18 protein-coding genes and 1 pseudogene are annotated in these 15954 nt (G+C 42.9%); 9 read left to right on the top strand and 10 right to left on the bottom strand.

The annotated features are described in order from the left end of the window. Positions 1–51: 51 nt before the first annotated feature. The 4 genes from AWV70_RS05210 to AWV70_RS05225 are packed head-to-tail and all read right to left on the bottom strand — an operon-like array spanning position 52 to position 2261. Positions 52–369 (bottom strand): hypothetical protein, encoded by a 318-nt coding sequence (locus tag AWV70_RS05210; protein WP_060204944.1) that lies wholly within the window; start codon positions 367–369, stop codon positions 52–54. Between the two features lie 44 nt (positions 370–413). After that, positions 414–1022 carry an ABC-2 transporter permease gene (locus tag AWV70_RS05215; protein WP_060204945.1) on the bottom strand — a complete coding sequence of 203 codons (609 nt, stop codon included), beginning with the start codon at positions 1020–1022 and terminating at the stop codon, positions 414–416. Continuing rightward, positions 1003–1884, bottom strand: a complete 882-nt coding sequence (locus AWV70_RS05220) for an ABC transporter ATP-binding protein (RefSeq protein ID WP_060204946.1) — start codon at positions 1882–1884, stop codon at positions 1003–1005. Before AWV70_RS05220 ends, AWV70_RS05215 begins: the two co-directional genes overlap by 20 nt. Then, positions 1884–2261, bottom strand: coding sequence for a GntR family transcriptional regulator (locus AWV70_RS05225; RefSeq protein ID WP_060204947.1), 378 nt, complete (start codon positions 2259–2261; stop codon positions 1884–1886). The genes AWV70_RS05220 and AWV70_RS05225 overlap by 1 nt, the downstream gene beginning before the upstream one ends. 138 nt (positions 2262–2399) lie before the next feature. Here AWV70_RS05225 and AWV70_RS05230 point away from each other — a divergent pair, with 138 nt between their 5' ends. From AWV70_RS05230 to aspA, 3 genes are all read left to right on the top strand, one after another. Next, complete coding sequence (locus tag AWV70_RS05230; RefSeq protein ID WP_060204948.1) at positions 2400–3431, top strand: ABC transporter permease; 1032 nt, start codon at positions 2400–2402, stop codon at positions 3429–3431. A gap of 1 nt (position 3432) precedes the next feature. Continuing rightward, entirely contained in the window at positions 3433–4110 is a 678-nt protein-coding gene (locus tag AWV70_RS05235) for an ABC transporter ATP-binding protein (RefSeq protein WP_060204949.1), read from the top strand. Positions 4111–4276: 166 nt separating this feature from the next. Then, positions 4277–5686 (top strand): aspartate ammonia-lyase, encoded by a 1410-nt coding sequence (gene aspA / locus AWV70_RS05240; protein WP_060204950.1) that lies wholly within the window; start codon positions 4277–4279, stop codon positions 5684–5686. Positions 5687–5956: 270 nt separating this feature from the next. Here aspA and AWV70_RS05245 read toward each other — a convergent pair whose 3' ends face one another. Then, positions 5957–7105: a DUF418 domain-containing protein gene (locus AWV70_RS05245; protein ID WP_060204951.1), complete on the bottom strand. Its 1149-nt coding sequence runs from the start codon at positions 7103–7105 to the stop codon at positions 5957–5959. Positions 7106–7230: 125 nt separating this feature from the next. Between AWV70_RS05245 and AWV70_RS05250 the strand changes: the two genes are divergently transcribed. From AWV70_RS05250 to AWV70_RS05260, 4 genes are all read left to right on the top strand, one after another. Then, positions 7231–7818, top strand: coding sequence for a response regulator transcription factor (locus AWV70_RS05250; protein ID WP_306464364.1), 588 nt, complete (start codon positions 7231–7233; stop codon positions 7816–7818). A 17-nt stretch (positions 7819–7835) separates the two neighbouring features. Beyond that, a complete protein-coding gene (locus AWV70_RS25230; protein WP_306464365.1) occupies positions 7836–7916 on the top strand; it encodes a hypothetical protein in 81 nt (26 codons plus the stop codon). Continuing rightward, positions 7913–9325, top strand: a complete 1413-nt coding sequence (locus AWV70_RS05255) for a HAMP domain-containing sensor histidine kinase (RefSeq protein WP_235588551.1) — start codon at positions 7913–7915, stop codon at positions 9323–9325. Before AWV70_RS25230 ends, AWV70_RS05255 begins: the two co-directional genes overlap by 4 nt. Positions 9326–9571: 246 nt before the next feature. After that, a complete protein-coding gene (locus tag AWV70_RS05260) occupies positions 9572–9823 on the top strand; it encodes a hypothetical protein (protein WP_060204953.1) in 252 nt (83 codons plus the stop codon). 123 nt (positions 9824–9946) lie between these two features. Here AWV70_RS05260 and AWV70_RS05265 read toward each other — a convergent pair whose 3' ends face one another. From AWV70_RS05265 to AWV70_RS05285, 5 genes are all read right to left on the bottom strand, one after another. Then, complete coding sequence (locus AWV70_RS05265; protein ID WP_060204954.1) at positions 9947–11506, bottom strand: solute symporter family protein; 1560 nt, start codon at positions 11504–11506, stop codon at positions 9947–9949. A 14-nt stretch (positions 11507–11520) separates the two neighbouring features. Further along, the gene (locus AWV70_RS05270; protein ID WP_235588550.1) at positions 11521–11883 is read right to left on the bottom strand and encodes a DUF485 domain-containing protein; all 363 of its coding nucleotides are present in this window, start codon (positions 11881–11883) and stop codon (positions 11521–11523) included. A gap of 435 nt (positions 11884–12318) precedes the next feature. Then, positions 12319–12693: a DUF2500 domain-containing protein gene (locus AWV70_RS05275; protein WP_060204955.1), complete on the bottom strand. Its 375-nt coding sequence runs from the start codon at positions 12691–12693 to the stop codon at positions 12319–12321. A gap of 16 nt (positions 12694–12709) precedes the next feature. Continuing rightward, complete coding sequence (locus tag AWV70_RS05280; RefSeq protein WP_060204964.1) at positions 12710–13441, bottom strand: Bax inhibitor-1/YccA family protein; 732 nt, start codon at positions 13439–13441, stop codon at positions 12710–12712. Between the two features lie 248 nt (positions 13442–13689). After that, complete coding sequence (locus AWV70_RS05285) at positions 13690–14070, bottom strand: VOC family protein (RefSeq protein ID WP_060204956.1); 381 nt, start codon at positions 14068–14070, stop codon at positions 13690–13692. Positions 14071–14282: 212 nt separating this feature from the next. On the opposite strand from AWV70_RS05285, the gene AWV70_RS05290 reads away from it, so the two are divergent. Next, a complete protein-coding gene (locus AWV70_RS05290; protein ID WP_060204957.1) occupies positions 14283–15362 on the top strand; it encodes a tetratricopeptide repeat-containing glycosyltransferase family 2 protein in 1080 nt (359 codons plus the stop codon). Between the two features lie 92 nt (positions 15363–15454). Then, positions 15455–15954: pseudogene (locus AWV70_RS05295) on the top strand (collagen-like protein); the annotation flags it as partial.

A 15954-nucleotide genomic window follows, 5' to 3' on the forward strand; every position in this document is an offset into this window, starting at 1 on the left:
ATTTTATCATTCGGCGGGTGTCTTTTATCTATTAACATGTTATCAAGCTTACTACGAGCGTTGCTTATTTCTCAATAACTCACCCAGCCAAACAAACCCGTGTCCGACTACAACGATTCCCCAAACGGCCGTGACAAAATTCAATTGCTCGCTCGTATACGGTTGAAATCGATCGAAAAATGGATGGACGGATTCGATAAGCCTCATTCCTAGATTATTTACATTGAAAATAGCCCAAATGCGAGAGCCGTCAAATAGAATGAACATGATTTGGAAGGCGACAAATATGATGAAATGGATTGGCCATCCTCCAAAAATTTTACCGCGGGCTTTTGACTGATTATCTTCCTTCTTCAATTCCCTATGCATTAGGTGAGCTCCTTTGCCGAATAAATTTTAATATCCAATCCCCTTTAAAATACTTTTCTACTATAAATACGTATCGAAAGCATCCAAGAAAACATGTAGAGAAGCACTACTGCTAGTATTCCTCCTGCATACAACACAGAATTATCAAATGATAGGATCGTTTGGACACCCGCACGCAATCTATCGTTCAAATCAGGTATGAACTTATTGACAAGTACTAAATAAAGGACAAACAAAACACCGCAGGCTATCATCAAATACTGACTTTTAAATAGATAGGAGAATGGAAAAGCAAATGAAATAAACACTACAATAACACCTGCTATAAACAGCAATTGATCCAATTGAGTTATTTCTCTATGAATAATGATATTCCCTACCACAATCGTCAATAATATAATGAAAGTAAAGACACATGCCCCTATATATTTAGAACTGACGATTTCCTTACGGGTATATGGTAAAGAATTCATTAAAAGATTGGTGGAGGGTTTTTCATCCAACGCAAAACTTTGCATAATGATAGCGAAACTAAATAAAACGCCTACCCAAATAATAGATCTATCTATTAATAAAGCGATCAATAATGCAGGTAATAGAATTACTAATGTGTTTTTCTGTAACACAATATCTTTACGAATAAGATTTAGCATAGTTATCATTTCCTTTCTTCGTATACAGCATAATATCTTCAAGTGTCGGTTTCTCCAAAATGACTGTATCACCAAAAAGATTTGCCGTGCGTTTTTTGTTTGTCGTTAATGCTTCAAATCCATGATTGGATTTTCGAATACCTAGAAACTCTTGCTCTGTATCACGATCTAATAAATTCGTTTCGCCTTTTACAATCGCATAATCTTCTTCGATTTTATAATGCTCTTTTGTGAAAATATGCTGTCCATTATGGATGAAGGTTATATAGTCTGCGATTCGATCTAAGTCTGTCGTAATATGCGTGGAAAAGAAAATTGTTTTTTCTTCATCCTCCATAAGGTCATGGAGGATATCTAACAGTTCCCTGCGAAAAATAGGGTCTAATCCCGATGTTGGTTCATCCATAATAATTAACTCGGCGCGATGGGATAACGCAAAAGCTAATGAAGCCTTCATCATCATGCCTTTCGAAAAGGTCTTTATCGGTTTCTTCAACGGCAGTTCAAACAAATTAACATACTGATAAAATATAGTATCGTCCCAGTTTTTGTAGGCAGGCTTTATAATTTTCTTCATTTCAGCCAATGTAATATGTTCATAAAAAACGTTGTGATCGAATACAAAGCCGATTCGCTGCTTGATTTCTTTTTCATGCTTTTTATAATTCAGACCAAAAAGAGATATCTCTCCACTGTCCGGTTGTAATAAATTCATAATTAACTTGATCGTTGTGGATTTTCCTACTCCATTACCACCAATAAAACCTGTAACAAAGCCTTTCTTAACGGAGATAGACATGTCTTTCAGCTCAAACCCTTTGAAGGCTTTATTTACATTTTGCAGTTCAATAACGTTTTCCATCATAAGTCCCCCTTATATAGCATTGTTAGTAATTCTTTTAATTCTCCTAAACCGACTCCTATTTCTTTACTATTTTGGATTGCAGCTATTAACTGCTCTTCGATTGCTATCCTTTTTCGTTCAAGAATCATTTCATTATTCTGTTCAGACACAAACGACCCTTTTCCTATGACTGAGAAAATAAAACCCTCTTTCTCCAACTCCTCATACGCGCGTTTCGTTGTAATGACGCTTATATGTAGATCCTTTGCAAGCTGTCGCATCGATGGGAGGACATCGCCTTCTTTTAATTCTCCCGACAAAACCAGTTGCTTAATTTGGTCTTTTATTTGATTGTAGATAGGTTCTTTTGAGCTGTTGGAAATCAAAATATGCATATCGATCCTCCCTTGCTGTTGAATGTGTATATACACACTATATACAATATGTACGCTGAATGCAATCACAATATGTTCATGTTCCGTTAATGTTGGTGTTTTATTATAACGATATAACAAATAACGGAGGCGTTTTTGATGAAGATAGCATGGAAAGAAATGAAGAAGAACAAAGCGAAGTTTTTAATTCTCGGCTCAATCATTTTCCTCGTCAGTTTTCTGACGTTTATTATTTCCGGCTTGGCAAACGGTTTGTCGCAGGATAATGCGGCGCTTATCAAGGATATGCCGACTGGTCAATTTTATTTGAATGAAGATGCGAAGCAGACGTACAACTTGTCGAAAATAGATATCGATCTGCAAGAACAGATTATGGAAGAGAATCCGGGGGCGGCTGCATTTTCGGTCCAAATGGGATTTGTCAACGATGCGGACGACAAGCAGCATAGCGTTGCGTTTGTCACGTCGACAGAGTCCGATGTATTTGAAACGGTACAGGAAGGTGAAATCATCTTGGACAGCTCTCTGAAGGACGAGGGCATTGCAGTCGGCGACGTGCTGTCAAACAATCAGTTCAGCGGTGAATTCATCGTTAAGGGATTTGTCGACAAAAAGAAATATAGCCACGCGCCGGTAGCTTATATCAACATGACGAACTATCAGGAAATGTACCGTGTCATGGAAATGCAGACGATTTTCATCCCTGCTAAGGACGCTCCTATGTTCATTGGACTCGAGTCGTTCTCGAATAAATCATTTTTGAACGCCATTCCGAGCTATAGTGCAGAACAAATGTCGCTCAACATGATCATTTGGTTCCTCGTCGTCATTAGCGGCATGCTGTTTGCGATTTTCTTCTATATGATGAATGTCCAGAAAATCGGCTTGTACGGCATCTTGAAAGCGATTGGCATGAAGACGATTGCTTTGTTCAGAATGATTTGGGTGCAAATGATGGTCATTACAATCGTCGCGCTTGCGCTCAGTGTTGGGCTCAGCCAATTGTTCAATGTATTGGCGCCGGCGGGAATGCCGTTCCACTTGACGCTTGATACAGTAATGATGTTATCGGCTGTATTCCTCATCGTCGGTTTTATCGGAGCAACGATCTCAGGCTTCCAAATTAAAAAAATCGAACCGCTTCAAGCGATTCAACAAGGAGAGATGTAAGATGGCCAACTTTCTTATAGAAGATGTCACAAAGTCGTTCACGTCCGGTGAAGTGGAGGAGCAGATTTTAAAAGGTGTCAATCTGTCCTTGAAGGAAGGGGAGATTACGGCGCTTGTCGGTCCGTCGGGATCTGGCAAGTCGACGATTCTGACGATTGCGGCCGGACTGCAACGGGCATCGGACGGGAAGATTCTGTTTGAAACGAAAGATATGACGAAGATGTCCCAGGAGGAAATCCGCCAAGTGCGGGCGAAGGAATTCGGATTCGTCTTTCAGTCGTCCCATTTAGTCCCGTTTTTGACAGTGGAGGAACAGCTGTTGGTAATGCTCGATGTTTCTAAAACAAAGCTCGGCAAGCAGGAACAGGTGAAAGAAGTTGAGAAGATATTGAAGCTGGTAGAGATGAATCATCGGAAAGATGCCTATCCGGCTTCCTTGTCCGGTGGGGAACGGCAAAGGGTCGCCATTGCACGGGCGATCATCCATCAGCCGAAAATACTGTTCGCCGATGAGCCGACAGCAAGCCTTGATACAAAACGTTCAAAGGATGTGATGGAGTTGCTTCGTGAACTAACAAAAACGTTGAACCTTACAACATTGATGGTGACGCATGACGAAGAGATGCTTCCTTATGCCGATCGGATCATTACTATGAGGGATGGTTATATTGTTGAGTGAGACGAAGTATAACGGCTGAAAAAGTATCACAATATTATTGAAGAAAACGATAGCATTCCTACGATAAAAGGCGTACGATGTACATGAAGCTAGACAGAAAAACTGTCCAGGCAATGTTCATCGTACGCCTATTTGGTAATATTCATAATGAGAGGACAAGGTACATATGAATTTTGGAAGAATTGAGAAGGATTTCTTAGGGGAAAAAGAGGTTCCCGATCATGCATATTACGGGATTCAAACGATACGGGCGACTGAAAACTTTCCAATTACGAAAGAGCGCATGCATCCAGAATTGATTCGCGCAATCGGGATTGTGAAAAAAGCTGCAGCCATTTCAAATGTTGTTGTCAATGATCTGCCGGAGGACGTGGGATTTGCCATCGTTAAAGCCGCAGAAGAGGTAATCGAAGGAACGTTGACGGACCAGTTCATCGTCGACCCGATACAAGGGGGCGCTGGCACTTCATTCAACATGAATGCGAATGAAGTGATCGCGAATCGCGCGCTTGAAATCATGGGACGTGAAAAAGGCGACTATGCATACATAAGTCCGAATAACCATGTCAATATGTCCCAGTCAACAAATGATGCATTCCCGACAGCGATTAAAATCGCGACACAACAAATGGTCAATCAATTGCTTGAAACGCTTGAGCGCTTCGCGGACGAGCTGAAGGCGAAGGAGCAGGAATTTGATGGTGTCATAAAGATGGGGAGAACCCACTTGCAGGATGCTGTTCCCGTTCGATTAGGACAAGAATTCAGTGCATACCGAAGTGTCATCGAACGCGATATTGAACGGATCGGCAGGACAAGAGTGCATCTTTCTGAAATCAATATGGGTGCTACTGCAATCGGGACCGGGCTGAATGCAAATGTGAAATACATTGAAACAGCCGTAGAGCATCTCCGTGAAATTAGCGGTTTGCCATTGAAGTCCGCTGAAAACTTGATCGATTCGACGCAGAACACGGACGTATATACCGAGCTTTCCTCCGTCTTGAAAATCTGTATGATCAATCTGTCGAAAATGGCTAACGATCTGCGGTTGATGGCCTCAGGTCCAAGAGCCGGCCTGAATGAAATCAACCTTCCTGCAAGACAGCCGGGTTCATCAATCATGCCGGGGAAAGTGAATCCCGTCATGGCGGAAGTGATGAATCAAATCGCCTTCCAAGTAATCGGAAACGATCATACAATCAGCCTGGCTTCCGAAGCAGGCCAATTCGAATTGAATGTCATGGAGCCCGTGCTCGTCTATAATTTATTGCAATCATTGACAGTCATGAACAACGGCATCGAAGTATTCCGCAAGTACTGCATCAGCGGCATCACTGCGAATGTTAAGCAAATGCAGGAATATGTGGAAAAAAGCATCGGCACGATCACGGCGCTAACACCATACATTGGCTATGAAATGTCTTCAAAAATTGCACGCGAATCATTCGAAACAGGCGTCCCGCTTAAAGATCTCTGCCTGCGTTACAACGTGCTCACACTTGAAGAACTGAACCGCTTGCTCGACGCGTATCAAATGACCGAAATGAAACGAGACGGCGTAGCACATTATTAAGGAACTTAAACACATAGACAACATGAAGAAGCCAATCGTACCCAAGTACAATTGGCTTCTTCTCGTATTCAGAATCTTTTCGGTGCCTGTGCAACATACAATTCAGATAATACACTACAATTGCATAAAGAAGTTAAGCAAAGCTTGATGTAACAAGAACGTAGTTGCTAATACATGCATGTACATTCATTTTCTTGAATTGTCATAAATGTGTCTTGCACAGGCACCGCTTTAGGCTCCGTTATCAGTAAGCTTAACCTGGCATGCAGTTTATCGTTTTCCTCTATATAGTATCCGCCATGTATATTCGAGCGGACCTGTTTTGAAATGTCGTAGCCAAAAAGCGCTTAGGAGCATTTGCAATCCGAACAGCATAAATGCTGTGGCGGTCGTTTGCCATAGTGTTAATTTGCCAAAAAGACCGAGTCCATAGCTGTAGAAAACAAGGCTGCACATGATGGATTGCAAAATGTACATCGAAAACGCCATTTTCCCGGGATAGGTGAAAAAGTGTAAAGACTTCGGATACTTCATGAAAACTATCGAGAAAATAGAAACGTAGGAAAGCATAAGCAATGGCGCACCAATGAAGACACTTCCAACATCCAATAATGTATTGGAAGAGTCCGATAGTATCCGTGGAATAGTGAATGCAATTCCAGCAAAGCCGCCGACCCATCCTAATTTTACGAAGGTGCTCTTTTTACTATAAATGTCTTCAAAGAACTTCCGCTTCGCAAAATAAGCTCCCAATAAAAAAGTGCCTAAAATTTGAGGGAAGAATAATATCATATTCAGCAAGCTAGCAATATAATCATTAATCCGCTTTGCTGTCATTTCCATATACGTGCCTTCCCCGTAAATCTGCTGATCCTCCTGTTGAAAAGCTATGATTTGTGACGGATCAATTGTATACATATTTTCAATATTACTCCCTCCTGACAGGCTGCCTACAATCATAAAAAGTGTCATGATTAGTGGGATCAACAATGTAAAAACGATGGACCAAATAAGGGTCGTTTTCGGGCTGCGACGTATGAATGGCAATAGAAGAAGGCCCATCAAAGCATAACTTGTTAAAACATCCCCATGCCAAATGAAAATGCCGTGTAAAACGCCGAAGAAAAGCAAGGCGAGCATTCTTCTAATAAACATTGGAGTGAATTTTCTTTTAGCAGCTTCAGCATTCGAATATAAAATGACCGCACCATATCCGAATAAAAATGAAAATAATAAAATGAATTTCCCTTCTACGAACAGAGCTGATACTGTTTTAATTGTTTCATTCAGCGACCCTTCTACAGGCAGCCCTCCAAGGCTTATTGCCATTAGTGATTCATTGAAAAAATTAATGTTTACGATTAAAATTCCTAGCAAAGCAAAACCACGCAAACCGTCCAAAACCTCAATACGTTTCATCCGATATCCCCCTATACCTTTTAGTATCTGTAGATTACAAGTAGAGGATAAAGGAAGTATAACGGCGAATATTATACTTTCGTTAGAATTGAAAGGTATGATAATAGAAAAAGGGAAGATGTAGGATGGCGACAGAAACAATTTTAATTGTAGATGATGAGGAAGAGATTGTTTCCTTTATTCAAGATGCGCTTGAAGATGAGGGGTATGAGATTCTTACTGCTTTTGACGGTGAACGCGCGATCATAGAGGCAGCAAAAAAACCGGATTTGGTGTTGTTGGATGTCATGATGGACGGGTTGGATGGCTTTGAAGTGTGCGAGCATATCCGCCCTGTTGTCCGTGGACCGATACTCTTTCTAAGTGCTTGCCAAGATGAAACAGATCGGGTGAAGGGGCTCGTTGTCGGCGGAGATGATTATATTGTAAAGCCGTTCAGCTTGTCTGAATTAAAAGCGAGAGTCCATGCCCATTTGAGACGGGAAAGACGAAAGATCGATGGGAAAGATAAAACGGAACTCCAATTTGACAGGCTGACGATTGATTATAAGGGCCGCTCAGTTCGGCTCAACGGGATTGACGTGGAGTTGACGAGCAAACAGTTTTCCATCGTATGGTTTCTTTCATTACATAGAGGGCAAGTTTTTTCGAGAACCCATATATATATTAACGGATTTGGGGGCTTGAAGCGGATGGAGACGATTCAACTGTAACGGAACATATTAAGAAAATACGGGCGAAATTCATGGAAATCGAACCGACTGTGACATTTATACAAACTGTTTGGGGAGTAGGGTATAAGTGGATATGAAAACAGTATCGATCAAAAGCAGGCTTCACCGGATGATTGTGAAGATTTTATTTGCGAGTTTCGGATGTACGCTCATTACATGGGTCGCACTGCTCTTCATTGGCGAAGATAAAACGTACTATGCAAACCATTATGAAAAAATGATTCCTTCAATTGAGGAACAAGTAAAGCACGAAAAAGATGGTTTGATGAAAGAATCAGGCAAGGAGTCATTGGAAGAAATCATCCCGAAGGAAGGATTTAAGTATAAAGTCGTCAATGAAAAAGGCGTTTATCAATACGGAAACCTACCTGACGAATCCGATATGACAAGCGAGCGTCTATTGGACAGTTTGAATTTAGTAGAAAATGGACCCGGTGATTATTATGAAAAATATATACCGATCTTATCAGAGGGAGGGTCCTTGCAAGGGGTACTACTCTTATATTATACGTTGAAGGTAACACCTATCAATGAATCGGAAGCATTGTTAGTTAAAACCATTACGATCCTGTTTCTGTTGGCCCCTTTTATATACGTCATTCTCTTTACAATTGTGTTTGTCAAGCGATTAAACCTTCAATTGAAAAAGCCGCTTGGACAGTTGATGAAGGCAACCTCTTCTATCCGTAATAGGAACTTGCAATTTTCTTTTGATTACTCAGGAAACATTACAGAAGTGAAGGAATTGACTGTTGCATTTGAACAGATGAGGGATGAGTTGTCGGACTCGCTGCAACGCGAATGGGATTTGCAGAAACAGAGGAAGGAAGCCATTGCCGCATTGGCGCATGATATTCGCACCCCTTTGACAATTATCCAAGGCCATGTAGAAGGTTTGGAGGAAGCGCATAAGAGGGGAATTGATCGGTTCGAGCGATATATTCCTGTCATAAAAAAGAATATGGCAAGTGCAGTGAAGCTTGTTCATGATCTGAATGAAACAGCGATTTTGGAAAATGATTCGTTTGTAGTGGACAAAGTGGCAATTGATCCGATTGAATTTTTCACTGAAAAGATGGAAGACTATGAGCTCCTTTGCACGAAGGAGGAAGTTCAGTTTACCGGGAATATTGAAGATGAGCGCAAAGAGAAAGATGAGATATATGCTGATCCATACCGGTTGACACAAGTATTTGATAATTTGATTTCCAACAGTTTGCGTTTCGTCGATAAAGGTGAGATTCTCTTTGAAGTCAAACTTACGGAGGAGAAGCTTATGATAAAAATAGCTGATGACGGACCGGGGTTTTCGGCAGGACAGATAACGAAGCTGTTTGAAGCATTTTACCAAGGGGCCCGAAGAAAGGGACATGCAGGGTTAGGTCTTCATATCTCAAAATCTATCATCGAAAAACATGGCGGCTCGATTGAAGCAAAAAATGGGGGAAAGGGTGGTGCGATGATGATCATCTCTTTACCAATATGAAGGCTTTTATTGAAAATATAATTGGTTCCTGTGGGTTGCGCAATTCAGAATACTTTTGGTACCTGTGCGAAAAACGATTCGGACTATACACTGTAATTGCATAATGAGGTTAATCAAAGACTGAATTCACTAGAGATCGATTGTTGACTTTTGCATTAATATTAACTTCCTTGAATTGTCATAAATGCTTCTTGCACAGGCACCGATTTCGGGTCAGAGGAGCAATGAAAGTAAGGAGAGGGTATTGTGAGTGAGATAGATAAAAGAAACAGATTAGGTGAGGAGCCATTTACATATCAAATAACGAAAAAAGGGACAGTCATGATCAGTTACGAGGGCAAACAAATTAAAATTGTAAACGGTAAGGAAGCAGACCGTCTTGTTGCAAGGATCAGGGATGTAGAAGATAGTCCAACTGAAATACAGTTGTTGTTAGCGAAAATCACGGGCAATTTTAAACGAGGTAATGAGAAGCTTGGTAAAAAGGGACAGAAGTAATTTGTATCGCCGCATCCAAACGGACTTCAACTCTACAATGAAGCGGCTGAAGAGTAGGGGACAAAAGAGCCTTCGGAAACCTTAACTCAGTTACCGAGGGCTCTTCATATTTCATTCAAACAATCAATTCGGGGCTTGTCCTTCCAACCCGCGATATCCTGCTTCCGCTTTGAAACGGACTTCCGCGTAGGCGACTTCTTCGGCCTCCATACGTTTCGCGCCGACATACGTACCGATAATGGCGGCAATGAAACCGGCCGGAATCGAGATGATCGCCGGATTGACGAACGGGAAGAGCGGTTCGCCGACGAAGAATGCAGCGCCTTCAACCGGATTGATGACGTTCGGACTGACCGCGACGAGGACGAGGGCAGTAATAAGCCCTGTCAGCATAGAAGCAACCGCGCCAGTCGTGTTGAATTTACGCCAGTAGATCGTGAATAGAATCGTCGGAACGTTCGCGGACGCTGCGATACAGAATGCAAGCGACACGAGGAACGCGACATTTAGCTTTTCAGATCCAAGTGCAAGCAAGATGGAGACGACAGAAACGCCAATTGCCGCATAGCGTGCTGCTTTTACTTGCTGCTTTTCTGTCACTTTTCCTTTTTTGATGATTTGTGCGTAAATATCATGTGCAATGGCTGATGCGCCGGACAGCACGAGCCCTGCAACGACTGCTAGGATTGTAGCAAATGCAACGGCCGCAACGAATGATTCAAGCATATCGCCGCCAAGCACTCCTGCTAACATCGGGGCGGCCATATTGCCCGCAGAGTTTTCCGCGATGATGGCATCTGCACCAACGAATTTGGCAGCACCAAAGCCGAGGAAAATCGTCATGACATAGAAAATCCCGATGATCCATACAGCGTACACGACGGAAGAGCGCGCAGTCTTTGCATCTTTAACAGTAAAGAAGCGCATAAGGATATGTGGCAATCCTGCAGTTCCGAGTACGAGCGCAAGCAACACTGAAATGAGGCCGATCGGATCTTTATAGACGACCCCTGAATGAAGGAATGACTCTCCATGAGGCGTCGCTGTCCGCATGACATCGAACATGCCGACAAAGTTAAAATTAAATTTCATAAGAACGAGGAATGAAATGACGATGGTTCCGATCATTAGCAAGATTGCTTTGATGATCTGCACCCAGCTCGTAGCAGTCATTCCGCCAAATAATACGTAGATCATCATCATGACACCGACGATGAGAACGGAAATCCAGTAGTCGATGCCAAATAGCAGCTTAATGAGCGCGCCGGCTCCGACAAGTTGTGCAAGCATATAGAAAAGGACGATTGTAATCGTATTAAGCGCCGCGGCGCCGCGGACTTTCTTCGCCCCGAACCGTGAACCGATCATATCAGCCATCGTATACTTTCCGAGGTTCCGTAGTGGTTCCGCAATTAAAAACAATACGACGAGGTAAGCGGTCAGCCAGCCGACGCTGTAATAAAACCCGTCAAAGCCATTCAATGAAATCGCTCCGGCAATTCCTAAAAATGAGGCAGCCGATAAATAGTCCCCCGCAATGGCCATCCCGTTTTGCCAACCTGTCAGTGAACCGCCTGCCGTATAAAACTCACTCGCCGTCCGCGTCTGCTTAGCAGCCCAATATGTGATGTAAAGCGTCAAAAGAATAACTGCAAAAAAGATTCCATAAGACATTAAACCCATGCTTCGTTCCCCCTTTATTTCCGAACGTGTTTTTCGAGCAAATGCTCGACGTCGCTATCAAATTCTCTCGACTTCTTAACATAGATCTGCGTGAACACCCAAACCATGATAAACATGCCAAACGCATAGACCCATGTCCACGTCATCCAGCCAATCGCCCGTGTTTCAAGAATCGACGTATATCCCGTCAAAATGGGGAGCAATAAATAGATAGCAAAAAAAGCAATTACATAAGGCATCATAAAGCGTTTTTTCTTTCTTACCAATTGCTTAAACTCTTCCGTTTCGATGAGCCGTTCATAATCAAGCAGACCGTCTGACCTTCGCTGCATTTCCCGTTTGACAGGACGATCCGCTTTCTTCACCTTCATTGTCATTCCCTTTCATCCCCTTGCCACATAATGTATGTCATGCCACAATTTAATAGAGTCGACCCCCTAATCGACCCCGCACAGTTTGAAAGACTACCAGCATGCCATATTGGTTACGGTAACAAAAATACAGAAAATAATCAATAGTATATTAATAAAACTATTAGAAAAATCGAATAATGGGTAAAAGGTATTGATATGCGCAAATCAGAATATAATAAACTGTTTCGGTGCCTGTGCAATGAACAATTCAGATAATGCACTACAATTGTATATTGCGTTATTTAAAAGGTTAATGTCACAGGGAAATGGTTGAGAGAAACTGCATGAATATCATTAAGGATGAATTGTCATAAATGTGTGTTGCACAGGCACCGAAAGAGGGCGGTGGAATAGAAAAATCCATCCTTGAGTTGGGATACTCAAAAGGATGGATTTTGATTAGTCTGTTGTGCCTTTTCGTTCAAATCCCAAATATCTGGTGCCTTGGAACGTTAGGATGCCGAGATCACCGTCAGCTAACATGCCGTATTCCTTGCCGGACATTTTTAATTCCATACGGTCGCCGCTCTCCACTTGGAACGTAACATAATAACTCGTATGGGCGGAAGAGTCGCCGCTGCCGCCCCTTGTATTCGTGCGTTTCGTCTTCACCTGAGCGGAAACCGTCAAGCGAGGCGAGCCATTGTTGGAGGACCATTGGCCGATGCCTTTAACAATTACAAATATGAATCCGCCAATGACGATGGCGAAAATGACGAAACCAAATATCGGCATAGCATTAAACATAAAATCATCAAACGGAGAAAAGCCCATTTCGCCACCACCTACTTTATCGATTGCTTCTTATTTTAGATAGAAGCCTAAGAATTTCAAAATACAACCAAACTAGCGTAACCATTAAGCCGAATGCGCCGTACCATTCCATATACTTTGGCGCTTGCTGTTCGGTCCCTTTTTCAATGAAATCAAAATCAAGGACTAGATTCAATGCGGCAACGACTACAATCGCGACAGAAATGAGGATGCCGACGAGTCCTGTCTCATGGATGAAGGGGACTTCCATGCCAAAAAAGCGAAGGATGAAATCCGCAAGATATACAAAGAATATTGCACCCGTCGCAACAACGACGCCAAGCTTGAAGTTCTCGGTCACTTTGATAAGGCCTGAGCGATACACAAGAAGCAGGGAGAATAAAGTTCCGAGCGTCAAAAGGATCGCCTGTGTCGTAATGCCTTCAAATTGGGACTCAAACATGGCGGAAATGCCTCCGATCGCAAGCCCTTCCAATAATGCGTACAGAGGCGCGGTGTAGGGAGCCGCCCTTTTCGCAAAAATGGTAATGAGGGCTACGATGAAACCGCCTAAGAGTCCAATCCAAAGCCACGCCTGAATATCATTCCCTGAAAAGTATTGATGCCATGTGAAAACAGCGGTTGCACATATCAACAGGAACAGGATGAACGTCTTGTTCACGGTCCCTTGAATGGTCATCGCCGCGCCTTTTTCTGACCGCAGTCCTTTGAAGGTGTTTTCCCCAAAACTTGGGTTGGCAGATCTCATGATCAATCACGTTCCTTTCTTTACATTGCATATGATTCATTCAATTACTATGCTTGCAAGATAGACTACTATACGAAAAAGCATATGAATAGTTTCAAGTTTACAATGGTTTTTATGCGAAAGGCAGGTGATTTATAAGAAGTGGAACGGGGGATGGACCATGAATATGGAAATAGAGGGTCGCAGACAATTATTTACATAGTTACCTGAACTAGACCCCATCCAAGTCGACCTTGAATGGGTTTTTTTCATGGGCGATTCACATGTTGATCCACAAGAATCAGATTGCCATCCGGATCCTCAAGAGTAAAACTCGCGACCCCTGCACTGGATTCATCCGCCTCGGTAAGCAGTTGCATCCCTTTCTCTTTCAGCTGCTGCTGAAGGTACCGGATATCCGTAAATGAATCAAGACTTTCGGCGTTTTCATTCCAGCCGGGGTTAAAAGTGAGAATGTTTTTGTCGAACATTCCTTGGAAGAGGCCAATGATGCAATTTTCGTTTTTCATAATGAGCCAGTTCTGTTCAATGTTACCTCCGAATGTTTGAAAACCAAGATTTTCGTAAAATGATTTCGATTGATGAATGTCTTTTACAGTGAGGCTGACAGAGAATGCACCAAGTTTCATAAATTACTCCCCTTCCATTATAAAAATTCAGATGTGGTGAATTAAGTATAAGTGAGCCTTATCCAATAAACAACATTGGAAATATTGGCGGCACCGTCTCGTTGAAATTACGTTAAATGGTCGGCGTGACTTTATTTTCTTGCCGTAATGCCTAGCATTCGCTAGTTGCCGTTCGTATAGTAAAACAACTGCTTACAACGGAGATGAAATGAATGTTCAGCGACCATCAAGAAATTAGTCTATGTATGATTGTACGGGATGAAGAGAAAGTGCTGGAACGGTGTTTGCGTTCGGTAAGTGAATTTATGGATGAAATAATTATTGTCGATACTGGATCAGTTGACGGGACCAGGGAGATTGCTGAGAAATATGCGGACAAAGTTTTGGATTTTGCGTGGGTGGATGATTTTGCGGCTGCTCGGAACTATTCATTTGCGAACGCTACGAAGGACTATATTATGTGGTTGGATGCGGACGATGTTTTACAGGAATTGGACAGACATGGATTTCGAGAACTTAAAGAGCAACTTGACGGGAAAGTAAACAGGGTGTCTATGCCCTATCATTTGGGGGTGGATAGCAACGGAAATGTCACACATAGTTTACGGCGGAATAGGATTGTTCGGCGCGAAGCAGGGTTCAGATGGGTTGGAAAAGTACACGAGTATTTAGAGGTGTTCGGAGATGTGATTGAAAGTGACGTTGCTATCACACATCAAAAAGAAAAAGCACACACACCAAGAAATCTTGAAATTTACTTGCGCATGCATGAAAATCAGGAGCCGTTTTCCTTGAGGGATACTCTATACTTTGCGAATGAATTAATGGATAACGACAGAAAAGAAGAGGCCATCATCTATTTTGAGAAATTCTTGTCGTTGGAAGGCGGTTGGCTGGAAGATAATATTACGGCGTGTTTACATCTTTCACATTGCTATAAAAACAGCGATGATCGCAAATCTCTCCGATATTTATTCAAAACGTTCGAATACGATAAACCGCGGGCGGAGGCTTGCAGTGAGATTGGACGCTATTTTATAGGACATGGAGAGATGGGATTGGCGGTTTTTTGGCTGGAAATGATATTTACTTTGGACAGACCACACTCTATGGGGATTGCGAATGAAGCCGTGTGGACTTGGATGCCGCATATCGATTTATGCTATTGCTACGATCAATTGGGACAATTTGAAAAGGCGTATGAATATCATATGAAAGCATTGTCTCTTGTACCGGATCATCCAAGCGTCTTATTTAATGAGAAGTACTTCGAACATCGTTTCAATCAGTAGCCGTCGCTTCACCCCCCCTTTAGGAACATTAGTACAAGCAATCATCATTTGTTTGAATAAAGTAATACTGATGTAAAAAAGGGGGTGAAAAAATGAGAGGGAATAGAAGTTTTCCATGTAGAAGTTGCAGGCAATCACATTCTCCTAACCGCCCATGCCCGCCTGGTCCAACGGGAGCAACCGGCGCGACCGGTCCGCAAGGGGTTCAAGGTGAAACGGGACCGACTGGTGCAACGGGAGCGACTGGAGCTACAGGTGCGCAAGGAATCCAAGGTGTTCCGGGGCTGACTGGTCCGACAGGTGCAACCGGTGCGACCGGCATCCAAGGAATCCAAGGTGACCCAGGTCCGACAGGTGCAACCGGCGCAACAGGCATCCAAGGAATCCAAGGCGATCCCGGTCCAACCGGAGCAACCGGTGCGACAGGTACTCAAGGCATTCAAGGTGTTCCCGGTGCTACAGGTGCAACCGGTGCGACAGGTACTCAAGGCATTCAAGGTGTTCCCGGTGCTACAGGTGCAACCGGTGCGACAGGTACTCAAGGCATTCAAGGTGTTCCCGGTCCGACGGGAGCAACCGGCGCGACCGGCAT

Origin of the sequence: Sporosarcina koreensis, from assembly GCF_001531445.1 — a bacterium.
Lineage (GTDB): Bacteria > Bacillota > Bacilli > Bacillales_A > Planococcaceae > Sporosarcina > Sporosarcina koreensis_C.